The organism is Kitasatospora sp. NPDC002551 (assembly GCF_040296005.1).
Taxonomy (GTDB): Bacteria; Actinomycetota; Actinomycetes; order Streptomycetales; family Streptomycetaceae; genus Kitasatospora.
Genome location: NZ_JBEOWI010000014.1, coordinates 1 through 22,525, shown reverse-complemented (window position 1 = coordinate 22,525; position 22,525 = coordinate 1). Strand labels below are relative to the sequence as shown.

The 22,525-nt window shown below is 76.4% G+C and carries 10 protein-coding genes; 9 read left to right on the top strand and 1 reads right to left on the bottom strand.

The window, feature by feature from the left end:
- The first annotated feature begins 24 nt into the window (after window positions 1-24).
- From ABT093_RS15095 to ABT093_RS15055, 9 genes are all read left to right on the top strand, one after another.
- Window positions 25-1,827, top strand: a complete 1,803-nt coding sequence (locus ABT093_RS15095) for a non-ribosomal peptide synthetase (protein WP_350564276.1) — start codon at window positions 25-27, stop codon at window positions 1,825-1,827.
- Complete coding sequence (locus ABT093_RS15090) at window positions 1,824-2,687, top strand: thioesterase II family protein (RefSeq protein WP_350564274.1); 864 nt, start codon at window positions 1,824-1,826, stop codon at window positions 2,685-2,687. Before ABT093_RS15095 ends, ABT093_RS15090 begins: the two co-directional genes overlap by 4 nt.
- Before the next feature lie 107 nt (window positions 2,688-2,794).
- A complete protein-coding gene (locus tag ABT093_RS15085; protein WP_350564273.1) occupies window positions 2,795-3,979 on the top strand; it encodes a cytochrome P450 in 1,185 nt (394 codons plus the stop codon).
- Window positions 3,980-4,228: 249 nt separating this feature from the next.
- A complete protein-coding gene (locus tag ABT093_RS15080; protein WP_350564271.1) occupies window positions 4,229-4,441 on the top strand; it encodes an MbtH family protein in 213 nt (70 codons plus the stop codon).
- An 8-nt stretch (window positions 4,442-4,449) separates the two neighbouring features.
- Window positions 4,450-5,448, top strand: coding sequence for a TauD/TfdA family dioxygenase (locus ABT093_RS15075; protein WP_350564433.1), 999 nt, complete (start codon window positions 4,450-4,452; stop codon window positions 5,446-5,448).
- A gap of 42 nt (window positions 5,449-5,490) precedes the next feature.
- Window positions 5,491-18,918: a non-ribosomal peptide synthetase gene (locus ABT093_RS15070; protein WP_350564269.1), complete on the top strand. Its 13,428-nt coding sequence runs from the start codon at window positions 5,491-5,493 to the stop codon at window positions 18,916-18,918.
- A complete protein-coding gene (locus ABT093_RS15065; protein ID WP_350564267.1) occupies window positions 18,915-20,210 on the top strand; it encodes an MFS transporter in 1,296 nt (431 codons plus the stop codon). Before ABT093_RS15070 ends, ABT093_RS15065 begins: the two co-directional genes overlap by 4 nt.
- A 50-nt stretch (window positions 20,211-20,260) precedes the next feature.
- Window positions 20,261-21,073, top strand: coding sequence for a dimethylargininase (gene ddaH, locus ABT093_RS15060; RefSeq protein ID WP_350564266.1), 813 nt, complete (start codon window positions 20,261-20,263; stop codon window positions 21,071-21,073).
- A 210-nt stretch (window positions 21,074-21,283) separates the two neighbouring features.
- On the top strand, window positions 21,284-21,496 hold the full coding sequence (locus ABT093_RS15055; protein WP_350564264.1) for a hypothetical protein: 213 nt from the start codon (window positions 21,284-21,286) through the stop codon (window positions 21,494-21,496).
- Between the two features lie 62 nt (window positions 21,497-21,558).
- Here ABT093_RS15055 and ABT093_RS15050 read toward each other — a convergent pair.
- A partial coding sequence (locus ABT093_RS15050) for a tetratricopeptide repeat protein (RefSeq protein WP_350564262.1) occupies window positions 21,559-22,525 on the bottom strand: 967 nt, incomplete at its 5' end.

Sequence of the window (22,525 nt, the reverse complement as noted above, 5' to 3'; positions counted from 1 at the left end):
CCCTTCACCGAGGAGTACCCCGCCATGACCACCTTCGCGGAGCCGGCCACCATCGCCCCCGCCACGGCCACCGACCTGCTGACCCGGCTGCGCGCCGCCGTCGCCGCCCACCCCGACCGGCCCGCCGTGCACGCCGCCGACGGCAGCCTCGACTTCGCCGCCCTGAACCGGCGCACCGCCGCCCTCGCCGCCGCCCTGCGCGCCGCCGGCGTCCGGCGCGGCGACCGGGTCGGCGTCCACCTCGCCCGCACCCTCGACCTGCCGGTCGCGCTGCTCGCCGTCTGGCGGGCCGGCGCCGCGTACGTCCCGCTGGACCCGGCCTATCCGGCCGAGCGGATCGCCTTCATGGCCGCCGACGCCCGCCTCACCGCCGTGGTCAGCGCCGACCCGGCGCCGCCCGTCCCGGCCGGCGTCGCCGTGCTGCGCCCGGACGCCGAGGGGCCCGCGGCCCCGGACACCGTCACCCACCCGCTGGACCCCGCCTACGTCATCCACACCTCCGGCTCCACCGGCCGCCCCAAGGGCGTCGAGGTGCCGTTCGGCGCCGTCGCCCGCCTCGCCGCCAACCTGGAGGCGATCGGCGCCCACCGGAGCGAGCCGGCCGTGGTCGCCTGGAACGCCAGCGTCTCCTTCGACGCCTCCGTCCCGCAGTGGATCCGGATCTGCCGCGGCGACACCCTGGTGGTCGTCGACGACGCCCGGCGCGCCGACCCGGCCCGGCTGGCCGCGCTGCTCGCCGAGCACGGCGTCACCGACCTCGACCTCACCCCGTCCCACTGGCAGCTGCTGCGCGAGCCGCTGCTCGACCCGAGGAACGGCGCCGGCGTCCCGCGCCTGTTCATGGGCGGCGAGCCGGTCCCCGAGCGCACCTGGCGCGAGCTGGCCGACGGCCGCGTCGAGGCGTTCAACCTGTACGGGCCGACCGAGTGCACCGTGGAGGTGATCGCCGCCCGGATCACCGGCCCCGGCCCGCACCTCGGCGAGCCGATGCCCGGCGTGCGCGCCTACCTGCTGGACGAGCGGCTGGTGCCGGTCACCGGGCCCGGCGCGGTCGGCGAGCTGTACCTGGGCGGGCCCGTCCTCGCGCACGGCTACGCCGGACAACCCGGGCTGACCGCCGGGCGCTTCGTCGCCGACCCGTTCGCCCCGGAGCCGGGCGCCCGGATGTACCGCACCGGCGACCAGGCCCGCCGCACCGCCGAAGGCCTGCTGGAGTACGTCGGCCGGGTGGACCGGCAGGTCAAGCTGCGCGGCTTCCGCGTCGAACTCGGCGAGGTGGAGCACGCGGTGGCGGAGCTGGACGGCGTCACCGCCGCCGCCGTGACCGTGCACGAGCCCGCGCCCGGGGACACCCGGCTGGCCGCCTACGTCACCGGCCCCGCGGCCGACCCCGCCACGCTGCTCGCCGCCCTGCGCCGCACCCTGCCCGCGCACCTGGTGCCGGCCACCGTGACCGTGCTGGACGCCATGCCGCTCACCCCGAACGGCAAGACCGACCACCGCGCGCTGCCCGCGCCCGCCGCCGAGCCGGCCGCGGAGAGCACCGGCGGGGGAGTGGCGGAGCAGGTCGCCGAGGTGTGGCGCACCGTGCTCGGCGTCCCCGAGGTGCTGCCCACCGACGATTTCCTCGGCCTCGGCGGCCACTCGCTCGCCGCCCTGCGCGTCGTCCACCTGCTGCGCCGCAAGCTCGACGTCGAGCTCCAGCTGCGCCACCTGCTGGACGCCGCCGACCTGGCCGCCTTCACCGAGGCCGTCCGGCGCGCCACCACCACCGCCCCGGCCGCCGCCCGCCCGGCCCTCACCCCCCGCCGCCCGGCCACCCGGTGACCGCCCCGGCCCCGGGGGTTCGACCGCCCCTCACCGCCCGGCCCCGTCCGGCCGCCTCCTCCGCCCCGCTCCGCCGGGGCCCGGCACCCGCGGCGGCCGCCGCCTCCGCCCGGGCCGTTCCGGCCACCCGGCCGCGCGTCGAGGGGGACTGGTTCCTCCTCCCCGCACCCCAACCCGCCGCCCCCGTCCGGCTGTTCTGCTTCCCGCACGCCGGCGGTGACGCCACCGCCTTCACCCCGCTGGCCCGGGCCATCGCCCCCGCCGCCGAGGTGTGGGCGCTGCGCCCGCCGGCGCGGGGCGGGCGCAGCCGCGATCCGATGCCCGCCGACTTCGCCGCCCTGGTCGAGGCGGTCGCCGGGGCCCTGGCCCCGCACCTCGGCCCCGGCCGGCGGGCCGCCTTCTACGGGCAGAGCTTCGGCGCCCTGCTCGCCTACGAGGTGGCCCGGGCGCTGCCCGCCGACCGCCGCCCCGAGCTGGTGGTGGTGGCCGGGGCGCCCAGCCCGGCCGAGTGGACCGAGCGCGAGACCAAGGACCTCGACGCGGCCGAACTCCTGCGCCTGACCGGGATGGAGGAGTTGCTCCGGGCCGACCCGGAGCTGGTCGAGCTGGCCCTCGGCGGCATCCGCACCGACCTCGCGGTCAGCGTCACCTACCGCCACCGGCCGGGCCCGCCGATCGGCTCCGCGCTGTACGCGGTGGCCGGCGCCGAGGACCCGATGCTGGCCACCACCGGCCTCACCGGCTGGGCCGCCCACACCCGGGGCGCCTTCGGCCACCGGGTCCTGCCCGGCGGGCACCTGCTCGCCACCGTCGACCTGCCCGGCCCGGTCGACCTGCTGACCGCGCTCCTGACCACCTGACCTCCCGTCCCAGCACCCTCCCGAGCACCGCCCCGCCCCGTACCGCCCCGCCCCCTCCCGGCCGGCCGTCGCCCGGCCGACCCGACCGCCACCGAGGAGCCGTACCCATGGTGACCACCACGACCGTCGACCTCACCGACCCCGGCCTCTGGGCACGCCCGGACATCCCGGAGCTGGTCGCCGACCTGCGCGCCGAGGCGCCCGTGCACCGCACCGACACCGTCGACGACGGCCCGATCTGGTCGGTGATGACCTACCGGGAGTCGGCCGAGGTGCTGCGCAACGCGGCCGTCTTCAGCTCGGAGTCCGGCTCGCTGCTGGGCGCGGGCGTCGGCAACGTCCCGGTCGGCTCCGGCCGGATGATGGCCCTCACCGATCCGCCCCGGCACCGCGAACTGCGGGCCCCCGCCAACCCGTTCTTCTCCAAGGGCGGGGTGCGCGGCGCCTCCCGCTCGATCGCCGACCGGGCCGCCGAGCTCTTCGACCGGGCCGTGGAGCAGGGCGAGGCGGACCTCGTCGACGTGGTCTCCGCGCTGCCGCTGGCCGTCATGTGCGACCTGCTGGACGTCCCGGAGAAGGACCGCGACATGGTGGTCCGGGTCTGCGACGTGGCCTTCCTCGGCGCCACCCCGGAGGAACGCCGCGCCGGGCACCAGCAGTTGATCCCCTACCTGCTGCACCAGGTGATGCTGCGGCGCACCGACCCGCGCGACGACCTGATCTCGATGATGGCCACCTACAAGGTGAACGGCCGCCTGATGCCGGTCGAGGACGTCGTGCTCAACCTGGACAACATCGTGGTCGGCGGCGTCCAGACGGTCCGCCACACCGCCGCGATGGGGCTGCACACCCTGGTCAACCGCCCCGATCTGTGGCGGCGGTTGCAGCGCGGCGAGGTGTCCATGGACTCCGCCGTCGACGAACTGCTGCGCTGGACCTCGGTCGGGCTGCACACCCTGCGCACCGCGACCCGGGACACCGAACTGGCCGGGCGCCGGATCCGCCGCGGCGACCGGGTCGCGGTCTGGGTGTGGTCGGCCAACCGCGACCCGGAGGCCTTCGAGGCACCCGAGGAGATCCGCCTGGACCGCTCGCCCAACAAGCACCTGGCGCTCGGCCTGGGCGCCCACTACTGCATCGGCGCGCCGCTGGCGAAGACCGAGCTGAGCGCGCTGTTCACGGCGGCGCTGGAGAAGGCGGCGTCGATCGAGCCGGCCGGTCCGGCGGAGTTCAACCGCTCGATCATCAACTTCGGCCTGGACCGCTTCCCGGTCCGCCTGACGCCCCGCTGAGCGCGTCCCGCGCCACCCCGCGCGGCACCCGTCCGCCCAGCCCGTCCGTCCGACCGAGCCACCCACCCGACCCGCCACCCGACCCGCCACCCGACCCACCCCCGATCCGCCCCCGCGCGAGGCCCGCGCAGGAGGACGGCAGTCCCGGAACTGCCGCTCTCCTGCCGGGCCTCGTGCCGCTTCCGCGCCCGCCGCGCCCCTACCTTCGAATCACCGCACCACGACCACCACTTCACCGAGGAGACCACCGTGAGCAACCCGTTCGAGGACGACAACGCCGGCTACCTCGTCCTGGTCAACGACGAGAACCAGCACTCGCTCTGGCCGGTCTGGATCGACGTGCCGGCCGGCTGGACCAGCGTCCACGGCGAGGCCCCCCGCCAGGAGTGCCTGGAGTGGATCGAGGCCAACTGGACCGACATCCGCCCGGCCTCGCTGGTCGCCGGCCTCGAAACCCGGTGAGCGCCGCCATGGTCACCTGGGAGCTGAACCCCGGCCGCCCGGCCCTCGCCCACGTGCCGGCCGTCGCCGACCTCGCCGAGGGCTGCGCCTGGCTGCGGGCCCACGAGGCCGAGCTGACCGCCGCGCTGCACGAGCACGGCACGATCTTCCTGCGCGGCCTGCCGGTCGCCGCCACCGAGGACGTCGCCGCGGTGCGCGACGTGCTGATCCCCGAGCCCACCCCGTACCGGGAGAAGGCCACCCCGCGCAGCGACTTCGGCAACGGCGTCTTCTCGTCCACCGACCTGCCGCCCGCGCAGCCGATCCGGATGCACAACGAGAACAGCTACACGCTGACCTTCCCCGGCCGGCTGCTGTTCGCCTGCCTGATCGCCCCCGAGCAGGGCGGCGCCACCCCGACCGCCGACGTCCGCAAGGTCCTCGCCGCGCTGCCGCCGCACCTGGCGGCGCGCGGCCGGACCTCCGGCTGGACGCTGCAGCGCAGCTACTCGGACTACGTCTCGCTCGGCTGGCGGACCGCCTTCGCCACCGAGGACCACGCCGAGGTCGAGCGCTACTGCCGGGAGAACGGCATCTCCTGGGAGTGGACCGAGGACGGCAACCTGCGCACCAGCCAGCTGCGCCCGGCCACCATCCACCACCCGCACACCGGCGAAGAGGTCTGGTTCAACCACCTGGCCTTCTGGAACGAGTGGTCGCTGGACCCGGAGATCCGGGAGGCCATGGTCGAGGAGTTCGGCCCGGACGGCCTGCCGTTCAACACCGGCTTCGGCGACGGCGAGCCGCTCACCCGCGAGGACGTGGACGCGCTGAACGCCGCCTACGAGGCGGCCACCGTCCGGGAGGCCTGGCAGGTCGGCGACGTGATGCTGGTCGACAACGTGCTGTGCTCGCACGGCCGTGACCCGTACCGCGGCGACCGCAGGATCGCCGTCGCGATGGGCCGCCCGGTCGACGTCCTCGACTGCCGCCCCTCGGTCCTGCCGACCACCGCCGTCGCCGCGTGACGGCGCCCCCCACCCGCCCGTGACGTGAGCAGAGGAAGCACCGTGATCCCGGTTTCGTACGCACAACAGCGTCTGTGGCTGATCGACCAGATCGAAGGGCCGACCGCGCTCTACAACCTGCCGTTCGCGGTCCGCCTGCGCGGCCCGCTCGACACCGCCGCGCTGCGCGCCGCGACGGCGGACGTGGTCGCCCGGCACGAGGCCCTGCGCACGGTGTTCCCGGTGGACGGGGAGGGCGTGCCGGTGCAGCACATCCTGCCGCCGGCGGAGGCGGCCGTCGCCTTCGCCACGGTGGAGTGCGCACCGGCCGACTACCCGGCCCTGCGGGACGCGGAAGCCGCTCACACCTTCGACCTGAGCGCCGAACTCCCGCTCCGGGTCACGGTCTTCTCGCTCAATCCGGCCGCCCCCCGCGGCGCCCACGACCCCGCCGGCACCCCCGAGCACGTGCTGCTCGTGGTGCTGCACCACATCGCCGGCGACGGCTGGTCGCTCGGCCCGCTGCTGCGCGACCTCGCCGAGGCCTACACCGCCCGGCTCGCGGGCGGCGAGCCGCAGTGGGAGCCGTTGCCGGTCCAGTACGCCGACTACGCCCTGTGGCAGCGCGAGCTGCTCGGCGAGGAGTCCGACCCGCACAGCCTGATGAGCCGTCAACTCGATTACTGGAGAGGAGTTCTCGCCGGTCTTCCGGAGGAGCTGGAGCTGCCCGCGGACCGGCCCCGGCCGCCCGTGCCGACCGGCGCCGCCGACGCCGTCCCGTTCGCCCTCGCCCCCGAGCTGCACGCCGCGCTGGCCGAGCTGGCCCGCGCCCACCGCTCGACCCTGTTCGCCGTCCTCCAGGCCGGCCTGGCCGCGCTGTTCACCCGGCTCGGCGCCGGCACCGACATCCCGCTCGGCACCGGTGTGGCCGGCCGCTCCGACGAGGCGCTGAGCGACCTGGTCGGCTTCTTCGTCAACACCCTGGTGCTGCGCACCGATACGTCCGGCGACCCGTCCTTCGCCGAACTCCTGCGCCGCGTCCGGGAGTCGCAGCTGGACGCCTTCGCGCACCAGGACGTGCCGTTCGAACGGCTGGTCGAGGAGGTCAACCCGGCCCGCGCGCTCGGCCGTCACCCGCTGTTCCAGACCCTGCTGGTGCTCCAGAACCACGAGGAGGGCGAACTCGGCCTGCCCGGGCTGGAGTCGGCGCCCGAGCCGCTCGGCCTGCGGGTCGCCAAGTTCGACCTCAACATCGGCGTCACCGAGCGGCACGGCCCGGACGGCGCCCCGGCCGGCCTGGAGGGCTCCGCCGAGTTCGCGGCCGACCTCTGGGACCGCGCCACCGTCACCACCCTGTTCGAGCGCTACGCCCGGCTGCTCGCCGCCGCGGTGGCCGACCCCGGGGTGCCGATCGGCACCCTGGACATCCTCGCCCCCGAGGAGCGCACCCGCCTCGCCCGGGAGTGGAACGCCACCGCCGCGCCGGTGCGCACCGGCGCGCTGCCCGCCCTGTTCGAGGAGCAGGCCGCCCGCACCCCGGACGCCGTCGCCCTCGCCCACGACGGCGGCGCCGTCACCTACGCCGAGCTCAACACCCGCGCCAACCGGCTCGCCCACCACCTGACCGCCGCCGGCGTCGGCCCCGAGTCCCCGGTCGCGCTGCTGATGGAGCGCTCGGTGGACCTGGTGGTCGCCACCCTCGCCGTGCTCAAGGCCGGCGGCTGCTACGTGCCGATGCACGCGAGCCTGCCGCCCGAGCGGATGGCCGCGCTGCTCGCCGACACCGGCGCGCCGGTGCTGCTCACCGACCGCGCCGAGCCCGGCTTCGCGCACACCGCCACCGTGGTGCGCCCCGGCGACGAGGCGGGGCGGCCGGACCACGACCCCGCCCTGCCCGTCCACCCGGACCGGCTGGCCTACGTGATGTTCACCTCCGGCTCCACCGGCACCCCCAAGGGCGTCGCCGTCCGCCACCGCGACGTGGTCGACCTCGCCGACGACCGCCGCTGGCGCGACGGCCGGCACGAGCGGATCCTGCTGCACTCCCCGCACGCCTTCGACGCCGCCACCTACGAGCTGTGGACGCCACTGCTGCACGGCGGCACGGTGGTCGTCGCCCCGCCCGGCACCCTGGACGCCGCCGCCCTGCACGCCCTCGCCACCCGGCACGCCGTCAGCGCGGTCTTCCTCACCAAGGCCCTGTTCGACCTGGTCGCCGAGCAGGCCCCGGAGACCTTCCGCGCCCTGCGCGTGGTCTGCACCGGCGGCGAGGCCGCCTCCGGCACCCTGATGCGCCGCGTCCTCGACCACTGCCCGGACCTGCTGCTCGCCCACGTCTACGGGCCCACCGAGGCCACCACCTTCGCCACCTTCCACCACCTGGTGCCCGCCGACCTGGACGGCGCCCGGGCGCCGATCGGCCTGCCGCTGGACAACATGCGCGCCCACGTCCTGGACGCCCGCCTCCAGCCCGTGCCGCCCGGCGTGCCCGGCGAGCTGTACGTCTCCGGGGCGGGCCTGGCCCGCGGCTACTGGCGCCGGGCCGCCCTCACCGCCGAGCGCTTCGTCGCCGACCCGTACGACGAGGGCGGCCGGATGTACCGCACCGGCGACCTGGTGCGCCGCCGGGCCGACGGCGCGATCGAGTTCCTCGGCCGGATCGACGGCCAGGTCAAGCTGCGCGGCTTCCGGATCGAGCTGGGCGAGATCGAGGCCGTGCTCTCCCGTCACCCCGCCGTCCGCCAGGTCATCGTGGTCGCCCGCGAGGACCGCCCCGGCGACACCCGGCTGGTCGGCTACTGCGCGGTGCCCGCCGCCGCCCTCGACGCGCACCCGGACCTCGCCACCGGGCTCAGGCGGTTCGCCGCCGACACCCTGCCCGGCTACATGGTCCCCTCCGCCGTCGTGGTGCTGCCCGCCCTGCCGCTGAACGCCAACGGCAAGGTCGACCGGCGCGCCCTGCCCGCCCCCGACCTCGGCGCCGACACCGCCGGCCGCGCCCCGCGCGACGAGCGCGAGCAGGCCCTGTGCGCGCTGTTCGGCGAGCTCCTCGGCATCGACGACATCACCATCGACGACGACTTCTTCGCCCTCGGCGGCCACTCCCTGCTCGCCACCCGCCTGGTCGGCCGGGTCCGCGCCGACCTCGGCGCCGAACTCGCCATCGCCGACCTCTTCCAGGCCCCGACCGTCGCCGCCCTGGCCGCCCGGATCGCCGGCGCCTCCGCCCGCCCCGCGCTGCGCCCCGAGCCGCGCCCCGAGCACCTGCCGGTCTCCTTCGCCCAGCGCCGCCTCTGGTTCCTCGGCAAGGCCGAGGGCCCCGCCGCCACCTACAACGTCACCCTCGCCCTGCGGCTGACCGGCCCGCTCGACACCGCCGCCCTGGAAGCCGCCCTCGGCGACGTCGCCGCCCGCCACGAGAGCCTGCGCACCGTCTTCACCGAGCACGACGGCGTGCCCCACCAGCGGGTGCTGGCCGCGCCGCCCGCACCGCTGCTCACCGTCACCGACCGCCCCGCGCAGGACCTCGTCCAGCACACCTTCGACCTGGCGACGGACGTCCCGCTGCACGCCTACCTGACCCCCGAGGGCCCCGAGGAGCACGTCCTCACCCTGGTGATGCACCACATCGCCAGCGACGGCTGGTCACTGCGCCCGCTGTTCCGCGACCTCGCCGAGGCCTACACCGCCCGCCGCACCGGCGCAGCCCCGGCCTGGCGGCCGCTGCCCGTCCAGTACGCCGACTACACCCTCTGGCAGCACCGGCTGCTCGGCGCGGACGACGACCCGGCGTCGCTGCTCGGCGGTCAGCTCGCCCACTGGCGCGAGGCGCTGGCCGGCCTGCCCGACGAGCTGCCGCTGCCGCTGGACCGCCCGCGCCCGCCGGTGGCCGGCCACCGCGGCGACGTCGTCGAGCTGGAACTCGACGCCGCCCTGCACGCCCGGCTCGCCGCCCTGGCCGCCGAGCACGGCGTCACCCTGTTCATGGTGCTCCAGGCCGCCTACGCCGCCCTGCTGCACCGCTTCGGCGCCGGCGACGACCTGCCGATCGGCACCCCGCTGGCCGGCCGCCTGGACACCGCCCTCGACGACCTGGTCGGCTTCTTCGCCAACACCCTGGTGCTGCGCACCGATCTCAGCGGCGCGCCCACCTTCGCCGAACTGCTGGCCCGGGTCCGGGAGGCCGACCTGGCCGCCTACGCCCACCAGGACGTGCCGTTCGAGCGCCTGGTCGAGGAGCTGAACCCGGCCCGCACCCTGGCCCGGCACCCGCTGTTCCAGGTGATGATCGCCTTCGACAACACCGCCGGCGACGGTCCTTCCTTCCCCGGCACCCGCGCCGCCTACGAGCCGCTGGGCCTGCCCACCACCGCCTTCGACCTCACCCTCACCCTCTCCGAGCGCCACCACCCCGACGGCGCCCCGGCCGGCCTGTCCGGCGGCCTGGAGTTCGCCGTCGACCTGTTCGACCGTGCCACCGCCGAGCGGCTCGCCGCCGCGCTGGTCCACCTGCTCGCCCAGGCCGCCGCGCAGCCGCACCGCCCGGTCGCCGAACTGGACGTGCTCGGCGCGGCGGGCCACGCGCAGCTCGCCCGCTGGCACGACACCGCCCGCCCCGGCGCCGAGGTGCTCCTCCCGGCCGTCTTCGCCGCCCAGGCCGCCGCCACCCCGGACGCGACCGCCCTGGTCTCCGGCGGGCTGCGGCTGAGCTACGCCGAGCTGAACGCCCGCGCCAACCGCCTCGCCCACGGCCTGACCGCCGCCGGCATCGGCCCCGAATCGCTGGTCGCGCTCGCCGTGCCCCGCTCGGCCGAGTCGATCGTCGCCCTGCTCGGCGTGCTCAAGGCCGGCGCCGCCTACCTGCCGCTGGACTCCGACTACCCGCGCGACCGGCTCGCCCACATGCTGGCCGACGCCCGCCCGGCCGCCGCGCTGAGCACCGACGGCTGGCCGCTGCCCGAGGTGCTGGAGGGCCTGACCGTGCTGCCCGCCGACGCCGCGGCCTGGGCCGACCGGCCGGCCGGTGAGCCGCCCGTGCGGATCGACCCCGAAAGCGCCGCCTACGTCATCTACACCTCCGGCTCCACCGGCCGCCCCAAGGGCGTCGTGGTCCGGCACGGCGGCCTCGCCAACCTGCACGCCTTCCACCGCGACGAAACCCTGAGGCTCGCCCGGCAGGCCCACCCCGGGCGGCGGTTCACCTTCGCCGCGACCGCCTCGATGTCCTTCGACACCTTCCTCGAAGGGATGCTCTGGCTGGCCGCGGGCCAGGAACTGCACCTGATCGGCGACGACCTGCGCCGCGACGCCGGCGCCATCGTCCGGTACCTCGCCCGCACCGGCGCCGACGTCCTCGACGTCACCCCCGGCCAGGCCGAACGGCTGGTCGAGGAGGGCCTGCTCACCACCTGCCCGCCCGCCGTGCTGATGATCGGCGGCGAGGCCTGCGGCCAGCAGCTGTGGACCACCCTGTCCGCCGCCCCCGACACCCTCGTGCTCAACATCTACGGGCCCACCGAGTGCACCGTCGACGCCCTGCACCACCGCCTCGACGCCACCGTGACCCGCCCGGTGATCGGCCGCCCGCTGTCCAACCTGCGCGCCCACCTGCTCGACGCGCGGCTGCGCCCGGTGCCCGTCGGCGTGCCCGGCGAGCTCTACCTGAGCGGTGCCGGTCTGGCCCGCGGCTACCTCGGCCGCCCGGCGCTGACCGCCGAGCGCTTCGTCGCCGACCCGTACGAGGAGGGCGCCCGGATGTACCGCACCGGCGACCTCGCCCGGCGCCGCGCCGACGGCTCGGTGGAGTTCCTCGGCCGCACCGACCATCAGGTCAAGGTGCGCGGCTTCCGGATCGAACCCGGCGAGATCGAGACCGTCCTGGCCGGCCACCCGCAGGTGCGGCAGGCCGCCGTGCTGCCGCACCGGGACGGCACGGCCGGCACCCGGCTGGTCGCCTACCTGGCCACCGGCGCCGACCCGGCGGAGCTGCGCGCCCACGCCGCCGCCGCGCTGCCCGACTACATGGTCCCGGCGGCCTTCGTCACCCTGGAGGCGCTGCCGCTCAACGTCAACGGCAAGCTCGACCGGGCCGCCCTGCCCGCCCCCGACTTCGCCGCGAGCGCGGGCGGCCGGGCCGCCCGCACGGCCCGCGAGGAGATCCTCTGCGGCCTGTTCGCCGAGGTCCTCGGCCTGGACGGCGCCGTCTCGATCGACGACGACTTCTTCGCCCTCGGCGGCCACTCGCTGCTCGCCACCAAGCTGCTCAGCCGGGTCCGCTCGGTGCTCGGCTCCGAACTCGGCATCCGGGACGTCTTCGAGGCCCCGACCGCCGCCGGCCTGGCCGAGCGCCTGGACGGCGCCGAGGTCCGGCCCGCGCTCAGCGCCGCGGCGCGCCCCGAGCGGCTGCCGCTCTCCTTCGCCCAGCAGCGGCTCTGGCTGATCGACCGGATGGAGGGCCCCAGCGCCCTCTACAACATGCCGCTCGCGCTGCGGCTGACCGGCGAACTCGACCGCGCCGCGCTCACCGCCGCGCTCGGCGACCTGGTCACCCGGCACGAGAGCCTGCGCACCGTCATCGCCGAACACGACGGCGAGCCCTACCAGCGGATCCTCCCCGTGGCCGGCGCCGAAGCCGCCGTCCCGGTCGAACTCCTCGACTGCGCACCGGAATCCGTCGACGCCGAGGTGGACCGCGCCGCCCGCCGCCCCTTCGACCTGGCCGCCGAACCGCCCGTGCGGGTCACCCTGCTGCGCCTCGCCGAGGACGAGCACGTGCTGGTCGTCGCCCTGCACCACATCGCCGGCGACGGCTGGTCGATGGGCCCGCTGCTGCGCGACCTCGCCGAGGCCTACACGCTGCGCCTCGGCGGCGAGCCCCCGGTCTTCGAGCCGCTCGCCGTCCAGTACGCCGACTACGCGCTCTGGCAGCGCGGGCTGCTCGGCGACGAGGCCGACCCGCAGAGCCTGCTCGCCCGTCAACTCGCCTACTGGCGCGACACCCTGGCCGATCTGCCGGAGGAGATCGCGCTGCCCCGGGACCGCCCGCGCGGCGCCCGCGCCGACCACCGCGGCGGGCGCGTCGCCCTGCCGATCGACGCCGAGCTGCACCGCGCTCTCGTCGCGCTCTCCCGCGAGCACCGGGTCACCCTCTTCATGACCCTGCAGGCCGCGCTCGCCGCGCTGCTCACCCGGCTGGGCGCGGGCACCGACGTGCCGATCGGCTCGGTGGTCGCGGGCCGCTCGGACGAGGCGCTGGACGACCTGGTCGGCTTCTTCGTCAACACCCTGGTGCTGCGCACCGACACCTCCGGTGACCCCAGCTTCGCCGAACTCCTGGGCCGCGCCCGGGAGACCGGCCTCGGTGCCTACGCCCACCAGGACGTGCCGTTCGAGCGGCTGGTCGAGGAGCTCAACCCGGTCCGCTCGCTGGCCCGCCACCCGCTCTTCCAGGTCGCGCTGGTCCTCCAGTCCGCCGGCGAGGGCGCGCTGGAGCTGCCCGGCCTGACCGCCGAGGCGCTGCCCTCGGACACCGGTGTCGCCAAGTTCGACCTGAACGTCACCCTGGAGGAGTTCTTCGGCCCCGACGGCACGCCCGCCGGCCTGGACTGCGCGCTCGACTACGCCACCGACCTGTTCGACCGGGAGACCGCGGCGACGATCGCCGCCCGCTTCGGCCGCCTGCTCGCGGCCGTGGTGGCCGACCCCGACCGCCCGATCGGCCGGGCCGACCTGCTGGCCGAGCACGAGCGGGCCGAACTCCTGGCCCCCGCGGCCCCGTTGCCCGCCGAGCTGCCGCTGCTGCCGGCCGCCTTCGCCGCCCAGGCGGCCCGCACCCCGGAGGCGACCGCCCTGGTCTTCGGCGCCACCCGGCTGAGCTACGCCGACCTCGACGCCCGCGCCAACCGCCTGGCCCACGGCCTGACGGCGGCCGGGATCGGCCCGGAGTCGGTGGTCGCGCTCGCCCTGCCGCGCTCGGCGCAGACCGTGGTCGCCCAACTGGCCGTGCTCAAGGCCGGGGCCGCCTTCCTGCCGCTGGACGCCGAGTACCCGCGCGAGCGCACCGCCCACATGCTCGCCGACGCCCGCCCGGCGGCCGTCCTCACCACCGACGGCTGGCCGCTGCCCGAGGTGCTGGACGGCCTGACCGTGCTGCCCGCCGATGCCGCGGCCTGGGCCGACCGGCCGGCCGGTGAGCCGCCCGTGCGGATCGACCCCGAAAGCGCCGCCTATGTCATCTACACCTCCGGCTCCACCGGCCGCCCCAAGGGCGTGGTGGTGACCCACGGTTCGATCGCCGCGCTGCTGGCCCACCACCGGGCGCAGACCTTTGGCGAGCCCGAGCGGGCCCACGGCCGGCTGCGCGTCGCCCTGACCGCCTCGCTCTGCTTCGACGCCTCCTGGGACAGCCTGCTCTGGCTGATCGCCGGCCACGAGCTGCACCTGATCGGCGACGGGCTGCGCCGCGACGCCGCCGCCCTCGTCCGGTACGTCCGCGGCGAGTCCGTCGGCGTCGTCAACGTCACCCCCAGCTACGCCGAACAGCTGCTCGCCGAGGGCCTGCTGGACGGCGAGGCGGCCCCGAAGGTGCTGCTCCTCGGGGGCGAGGCCGTCGGCCAGGCGCTGTGGACCAGGCTGCGCGAGGCGGCCCCGCACACCGAGGCCCGCAACCTCTACGGCCCGACCGAGGCCACCGTCGACACCCTCACCCACCCCTTCGCGGCCACCGACCGCCCGTCCCTGGGCCGGGCCGTGCTCGGCACCCGGGCCTACGTCCTGGACGAGCACCTGGCCCCCGTCCCGCCCGGTGTCCCCGGCGAGCTCTACCTGTCGGGCCGCAGCCTGGCCCGCGGCTACCTCGGCCGCCCGGCGCTGACCGCCGAGCGCTTCGTCGCCGACCCGTTCACGCCCGGCGCCCGGATGTACCGCACCGGTGACCTCGTCCGGCGCACCCGCGACGGCGGTCTCGACTACCTCGGCCGCACCGACCACCAGGTCAAGATCCGCGGCTTCCGGATCGAACTCGGCGAGATCGAGCACGCGCTCACCCGCCACGAGAGCGTCCGCCAGGCCGTGGTCACCCTGCACGAGAGCGCCGACGGGGACCGCCGACTGGTCGCCCACTGCGCCACCACCGCCCCGCCGAGCTCCGAACTCGCCCAGGAGCTGCGCCGGTTCGCCGCCGAGTCGCTGCCCGGCCACATGGTCCCGGCCGCCGTCGTCCCGCTCGACGCCCTCCCGCTGACCGGCAGCGGCAAGGTCGACCGGCGGGCTCTGCCCGCCCCCGACTTCGGCCTCTTCAGCGGTGGCCGAGCGGCCCGCACCGCCCGCGAGGAACTGCTCTGCGGACTGTTCGGCGACGTCCTCGGCCTCGACCGGGTCTCCATCGACGACGACTTCTTCGCGCTCGGCGGCCACTCGCTGCTCGCGATGAAGCTGGCCGGCCGGGTCCGCTCGGTGCTCGGCTCCGAACTCGGCATCCGGGACGTCTTCGAGGCCCCGACCGTCGCCGGCCTGGCCGAGCGCCTGGACGGCGGCGCCGCGACCAGGCCCGCCCTCACCGCGGGCCCGCGCCCCGAGCGGCTGCCGCTCTCCTTCGCCCAGCGCCGGCTCTGGCTGATCGACCGGATGGAGGGCCCCAGCGCCCTCTACAACCTGCCGCTCGCCCTGCGCGTCGGCGGCCCGCTGGACCCCGCCGTGCTCGCCGCGGCCCTCGGCGACCTGGTCGCCCGGCACGAGAGCCTGCGCACGGTGATCGCCGAGCAGGACGGCGAGCCGTACCAGCGGATCCTCCCGGCCGCCGGGGCCCGCGTCCCGCTGGACCACCGCACCACGGCGCCGGCCGACCCGGCGGACGCGGTCGCCGCCTTCGCGGAGGTCCCCTTCGACCTCGCCGCCGAGCTGCCGATCCGCGCCCACCTCCTCCCGGCGGGCGACGGCACCGACGACCACCTGCTGGTCCTGGTGCTGCACCACATCGCCGGGGACGGCTGGTCGATGGACCCGCTGCTGCGCGACCTCGCCGCCGCCTACGCCGCCCGCCGTGACGGCACCGCGCCCGCCTGGCGCCCGCTGCCCGTCCAGTACGCCGACTACGCGCTCTGGCAGCGCGGGCTGCTCGGCGACGAGGCGGACCCGCAGAGCCCGGCCGCGCGCCAACTCGCCTTCTGGCGCGACACCCTGGCCGGACTGCCGGAGGAGATCGCGCTGCCCGCCGACCGCCCCCGGCGCGCCGACAGCGGCCACCGCGGCGACCGCGTCGTCCTGCCGCTCGGCGCCGAACTGCACCGCGGCCTCGTCCGGTTGGCGCGCGAGCACCGGGTGACGATGTTCATGACCCTGCAGGCCGGCCTCGCCGCGCTGCTCACCCGGCTGGGCGCGGGCACCGACGTGCCGATCGGCTCGGTGGTCGCGGGCCGCTCGGACGAGGCGCTGGACGACCTGGTCGGCTTCTTCGTCAACACCCTGGTGCTGCGCACCGACACCTCCGGTGACCCGAGCTTCGCCGATCTGCTCGGCCGCGTCCGGGAGAGCCAGCTCGACGCCCACGCCCACCAGGACGTGCCGTTCGAGCGGCTGGTCGAGGAGCTCAACCCGGTCCGCTCGCTGGCCCGCCACCCGCTCTTCCAGGTGATGCTGCTGCTCCAGGGCGGCACCCCGGGCGCCGCCGGGGTCGGGGACGCCCCGCCGGACCTCGCCGGGCTCCCGGCGGTGGTCGAGCCGGTCGGCGGGTACGCCGCCAAGTTCGACCTCTCGATCGGCATGGGCGAGTCCTTCGACGCCGACGGCGCGCCCGCCGGGCTGGAGTGCGCGATTGACTACGCCACCGACCTGTTCGACCGGGAGACCGTCGAGGCGATCGCCGCCCGCTTCGGCCGCCTGCTGGCCGCCGTCGCGGCGGACCCCGGCCGGCCGATCGGCCGGGCCGACCTGCTGGCGGACGGCGAGCGGGCCGAACTCCTCGCCCCCGCGGCCCCGTTGCCCGCCGAGCTGCCGCTGCTGCCGGCCGCCTTCGCCGCCCAGGCGGCCCGCACCCCGGACGCGACCGCGCTGGTCTTCGGCACCACCCGGCTCGACTACGCCGAACTGGACGCCCGCGCCGAGCGGCTCGCCGCCCGGCTGCGCGCGGCCGGCGCCGGGCCGGACCGGGTGGTCGCCCTGGCCCTGCCGCGCTCGGCCGAGACGGTGGTCGCCCTGCTCGCCGTCCTCAAGTCCGGCGCGGCCTCGCTCCCGCTGGACGCCGAGTACCCGGCCGAGCGGACGGCGGCGACGCTCGCCGACGCCGCGCCCGCCCTGGTCGTCACCGACGACGGCTGGCCGCTGCCGGAGCTGCTCACCGGGCTGCCGACCCTGCCGGTGCACTCCGACGAACCGGCCGTCCCGGCTCCGGCACCCGCCGCCGCCCCCGACCCGGCCCACGCCGCCTACGTGATCCACACCTCCGGCTCCACCGGCCGCCCCAAGGGCGTGGTGGTGACCCACGGTTCGATCGCCGCGCTGCTGGCCCACCACCGGGCGCAGACCTTCGGCGAGGCCGAACGCGCCCACGGCCGGCTGCGCGTCGCCCTGACCGCCTCGCTCTGCTTCGATGCCTCCTGGGACAGCCTGCTCTGGCTGATCGCCGGCCACGAGCTGCACCTGATCGGCGACGAGCTGCGCCGCGACGCCGCCGCCCTCGTCCGGCACGTCCGCGCCACCGGCATCAGCGGCGTCAACGTCACCCCGAGCTACGCCGAACAACTGGTCGCCGAGGGCCTGCTGGACGGCGAGGCCGCCCCGAAGGTGCTGCTGCTCGGCGGCGAGGCCGTCGGCCAGGCGCTGTGGACCAGGCTGTGCGAGGCGGCCCCGCACACCACCGCCCGCAACCTCTACGGCCCCACCGAGTCCACCGTCGACGCCCTCACCCACCCCTTCACCGCCACCGACCGGCCCTCCCTGGGCCGGACCGTGCTCGGCACCCGCGGCTACGTGCTGGACGAGCACCTGGCCCCCGTCCCGCCCGGCGTCCCCGGCGAGCTGTACCTCGCCGGCGCGGGCCTGGCCCGCGGCTACCTCGGCCGCCCGGCGCTGACCGCCGAGCGCTTCGTCGCCGACCCGTTCACCCGGGGCGCGCGGATGTACCGCACCGGTGACCTCGTCCGGCGCACCCGCGACGGCGGCCTGGACTACCTGGGCCGCACCGACCACCAGGTCAAGATCCGCGGCTTCCGGATCGAACTCGGCGAGATCGAGCACGCGCTCACCCGCCACCCGCGCGTCCGGGCCGCCACCGTGACGGCCCGCGAGGACGGCCCCGGCGGCCCCCGCCTGGTCGCCTACGCCGTCCCCGAGGGCGCCGGCGCGCCCGACCCGGCCGAGCTGCGCGCCTTCGTCGCCGAAGCGCTGCCCGGCCACATGGTCCCGGCGGCGGTCGTCCTGCTCGACGCCCTCCCGCTGACCGGCAGCGGCAAGGTCGACCGGCGCGCCCTGCCCGCCCCCGACCTCACCGCCTCGCCCACCGGCCGCGCCCCCCGCACCCCGCGCGAGGAGCGGCTCTGCGCGCTCTTCGCGGACGTGCTCGGTGTCGGCGGCGTCACCATCGACGACGGCTTCTTCGACCTCGGCGGCCACTCGCTGCTCGCCATGAAGCTGCTCGCCCGGATCCGCACCGCCTTCGGCGCCGACCTCGGCATGCGGGCCCTGTTCGAGGCCCCCACCCCGGCCGGCCTCGCCCGCCGCCTGGACACCGCCGGGGGCGAGCGCTCCGACGCCCTGGACGTGCTGCTCCCGCTGCGCGCCGAGGGTGCCGAGGCGCCGCTGTTCTGCGTCCACCCCGCCGCCGGCATCAGCTGGGTCTACTCCGGCCTGCTGCGCCACCTCGACCCGGAGCGCCCGGTGTTCGGCCTCCAGGCCCGCGGCCTGCGCGGCGGCTCACCGGCCGCCGTCAGCGAGATCGCCGCCGACTACGTCCGGGAGATCCGGGCCGTGCGCCCGCAGGGCCCGTACCATCTGCTCGGCTGGTCCTTCGGCGCCGTGGTCGCCCAGGAGATGGCCGTCCAGCTCCAGGCGGCGGGCCAGGAGGTCGCCCTGCTCGCCCTGCTCGACGGCCTCCCGGCCGGGGCGGTCACCGAGGAGCGCCCGGCCTCCGACGACCCGGTGGAGACCCTCGCCGAACTCCTCGCCTCGCTCGGCTACGACCCGGCCGACGGGCGCGGACAGGCCGACCTGGCCGCCCTGCTCGGCGAGGCCGCGGGCCTCCTGCCGGACGTCTTCGAGCACCACCGCAAGCTGATGGCCGAGCACGTGCCCGGCCACTACCGGGGCGCGGCCGTCTTCGTCGGCGCCACCGCCGACAAGCCCGCCGACTGGCCCTACGAGGCCGCCTGGGCCCCGTACCTCGGCGGTCCCGTCACCGCCCACCGGATCGACTGCGCGCACGGCGCCCTGACCCAACCCGAGCCCCTCGCACGGATCGCCGCCGTGCTGGCCGACACGCTGGAGAGTGACCCGCGATGACCACGACTACCGTCCCGGTCGAGCCGCCCGCGGTGGACGACGGACCCCGTCGCAGCCGCTGGGGCCTCTGGGCCCAGGCGAACTTCCGCAAGCTCTGGGTCGGCGAGACGACCAGCGGGCTGGGCACCGCCGTCGGCAACGTCGCCCTCGCCCTGGTGGCGGTGGTGACCCTGGACGCCTCGCCGTTCATGGTCGGCGTGCTGACCGCCTCCGCCTGGGTGCCGTGGCTCTTCCTCGGCCTGCTGGCCGGCGCCTGGGTGGACCGCTGGCCCCGGCTGAAGGTCATGCTGGTCTGCGACCTGCTGTTGCTGGTGCTGTTCGGCAGCGTGCCGGTGGCCGGCTGGTTCGGCGCGCTGACGATGGCCCAGCTGATCCTGGTCGCGCTGCTGGCCGGGGCGGTGAAGGTGTTCTTCTCCACTGCCTACGGGGCCGTCCTGCCGTCGATCGTCGCCAAGGACGACCTGCTGGAGGCCAACGTCAAGCTGCGCTCCGGGGACTCCGCGGCGGAGATCGCCGGGCCCGGCCTGGCCGGCCTGCTGTCCCAGGTGTTCGGCGCCGCCAGCGGACTGCTCGCCGACGCGGTGACCTATCTGGTCTCGGCGCTCTGCCTGGGCACCATCAAGGTGCAGGAGACCCCGCCGCCGGTCTCCGAGCGGCGCGGCATCCTGCGCGAGATCGGCGAGGGCGTGCGCTTCCTGGCCCACGACCCCTACCTGCGGAACCTGGCGGTCTTCGGGACGGTCGGCAACCTCGGCCTCAACGGCATCCAGGCCGTCCAGACGATCTTCCTGGTCCGCAGCGTCGAGGTCTCGCCCGGTGGCATCGGCGCCGTCTTCGCGGTGGTCTCGGTCGGCGGCCTGGCGGGGGCGGCCCTCGCCGGGCGGATCGCCCGCCGGTTCGGCACCGCCCGCGGGCTGCTGCTCTGCGAGCTGGTCGCCGCCCCGTTCATCCTGCTGCTGCCGATGGCCGGCACCCGGCTGCCGCTCGCGGTGAGCGCGGTCGCCTGGTCGGTCGCGGTCTGCGGGGTGATCGCCGGGAACGTCCTGGCCGGCAGCTTCTACCAGTCCTACTGCCCGCCCGCGATGATCGGCCGGATCCGGGCCAGCGCCTCCACCGTCAACTTCAGCGCCATCCCGGCCGGCGCCCTGCTCGGCGGCTGGCTGGGCGAGGTGCTCGGCGCCCGCACCACCATCTGGATCATGGCGAGCGTGCTGCTCTCCGCCGGCGCCGTCCTGCTGGCCGGCCCGCTGCGTACCCGGCGCGACTTCCCCGAGCGCCCCGCCGCCCTCTGAACCCCCGCCTCCCGCTCCTCCCGCCCTCACCCTCACCTCCGGAGCCTGCCGTGACCCGCACCGCCCGCCCGCGCCACTACCTGATGTGCCCTCCGACCCACTTCGAGGTCAGCTACGCGATCAACCCGTGGATGGACCCGGCCAAGCCCGTCGACACCGGCCTCGCCGTGGCCCAGTGGGAGCGCCTGTACGAGCTGTACCTCGACCTCGGCCACCGGGTCGACCTGATCGACCCGCTGCCCGGCCTGCCCGACATGGTGTACGCGGCGAACGGCGCCACCGTCGTCGACGGCCGGGTGCTCGGCGCCCGGTTCCGCAACCCCGAGCGGGCCGCCGAGGGCCCGGCGTACCTGGAGTGGTTCCGGGCCCGCGGCTTCGCCACCCACGACCCGGTGCACGTCAACGAGGGCGAGGGGGACCTGCTGCTGACCGACCGCTACCTGCTGGCCGGCCGGGGCTTTCGCAGCGTCTCCGCCGGGCACGCCGAGGCGCAGGAGTTCCTCGGCCGCCCGGTGGTCGGCCTGGACCTCGTCGACCCGCGCTTCTACCACCTCGACACCGCGCTCAGCGTGCTCGACGGCGACCGGATCATGTACTACCCGGGCGCCTTCTCGGCCGGCAGCCGGGCGGTGCTGCGCCGGCTCTTCCCGGACGCGGTGCTGGTGGGGGAGGAGGACGCCGAGGCGTTCGGGCTCAACGTGGCCGGCGACGGGCTGAACGTGGTGCTCCCGGAGGCGGCCACCGGCGTCGCGGCCCGGCTGCGCGAGCACGGCTACCGGCCGATCGGGGTGGACCTGTCCGAGCTGCTCAAGGGCGGCGGCAGCGTGAAGTGCTGCACCCTGGAGATCCGGCACGCGGCCTGACCCGGCCGGCCGGCCGTCAACGCTCCGATCAACGCTCCGATCAACGCTTCGAACAACGCTCCGGTCGGAGCTCCGGTCAACGCGGCCGATCGACGCACGCTGCTCCTGCGTCGATCGGCCGTTGAACGCCCCTTGCCATGCTGATCACGTCAGCCGGGGAGAGCCCGGCACAGCCCCTTCCCGGCAGGGAACAGCACCCGAGGAGCAGTCATGGCGAAGCGCTCGACCACCGGTACCGCCCGGATCAGCCTGGCCGTCGCGGGCCTCGGCCTCGGCGCCCTGCTCGCCCTCGGCGCGGCCGGCACCGCGATGGCGGACGGCGCGACCGGCACGGGCACCGGCACCACCGCCCCCACCGCCACGCCGACCCCGACCCCGACCGACGGCAGCGGCCACTCGGACTGGAACAGCACCGGCTCCTGAGCCCCGCCCGCCCTCACGACCGCACGCAGAACCGTTTCTGCCACCCCCGCACCACCCGCCGCTCAGGGATCCACCAGCGCGAACGCCGGCTCCGCGAGCAGCCCCGCCACCTCGGCGGCCTCCGGCAGCCCCAGCCGCCGGAAGATCGCGAGCGCCTCCCGCAGCCGCGCCCCCGCCTCGCCCCCGCGCCCGAGGTCCGCCAGCGCACAGCCCAGCACCACCAGCGCCTGCGCCTGGTCCCGCTCCGCGCCCAGCTCCACGCAGAGCGCCAGCGCCTGTTCCGCGTGGTCCAGCGCCTCGTCCGCCCGGCCCAGCTCGCGCAGGCTGTCCGCCAGCCGGTAGCGCGCATGCGCGGCCCGGTCCCGCAGACCGGCCGCCACCGACACCGCCAGGCACTCGCCGAACCAGGTCACCGCCTCCTCGTGCCGCCCCAGCGCGTGCAGCGCCAGCCCCAGCACGTACAGCGTGTACGCCCGGCCCGGGTCGTCCTGCCGGGTCCGCAGCTCGGCCAGCACCTCGTGACAGATCGTCACCGCCTCGTCCGCCCGCCCGCTGCGCACCCGCGCCAGCGCCGCGTTCACCGTCGTCACCAGCGCACCCGAGCGGTGCCCGAGCCGGTTGGCCAGCAGCAGCGCCTCGTCGTAGTGGTCCACCGCCTCGTCGTAGCGGCTCAGGAACTGGCAGATCAGCCCGAGGTCGTTGAGCGCCTGCCGCAGCACCACCGAGTCCCCGGCCGCGCGGGCCGCCTCCACCGCCCGGCTGGACGCCGCCTCGGCCGCGTCCAGCCGGGTCGCGGCCAGCGCGACGTTGCCGCGCAGGAAGTGCGCCCGCCCCTCGGCCCGGCCGTCGCCGTCCCGGGCGGCGGCCTCGGCCAGCGCGTCGGCCGTCGCGGCGAGCTGACGGCTCGGCGGGGTGAGCACGAACGGGGTGAGCGCGATCAGCAGGTCGATCGCCGCCCGCAGCGCCGCGCCCCGCCCGGTGGCGGCGTCGGCGGCGACCTGCGCGGCCAGCGCCACCGCGCCCGTCCCC

Bases quoted from the DNA above. Each gene is read 5' to 3' on its own strand.
- ABT093_RS15095 (WP_350564276.1), top strand. From the start codon at position 25: ATGACCACCTTCGCGGAGCCGGCCACCATCGCCCCCGCCACGGCCACC.
- ABT093_RS15085 (WP_350564273.1), top strand. From the start codon at position 2,795: ATGGTGACCACCACGACCGTCGACCTCACCGACCCCGGCCTCTGGGCA.
- ABT093_RS15075 (WP_350564433.1), top strand. From the start codon at position 4,450: ATGGTCACCTGGGAGCTGAACCCCGGCCGCCCGGCCCTCGCCCACGTG.
- ABT093_RS15065 (WP_350564267.1), top strand. From the start codon at position 18,915: ATGACCACGACTACCGTCCCGGTCGAGCCGCCCGCGGTGGACGACGGA.
- ABT093_RS15055 (WP_350564264.1), top strand. From the start codon at position 21,284: ATGGCGAAGCGCTCGACCACCGGTACCGCCCGGATCAGCCTGGCCGTC.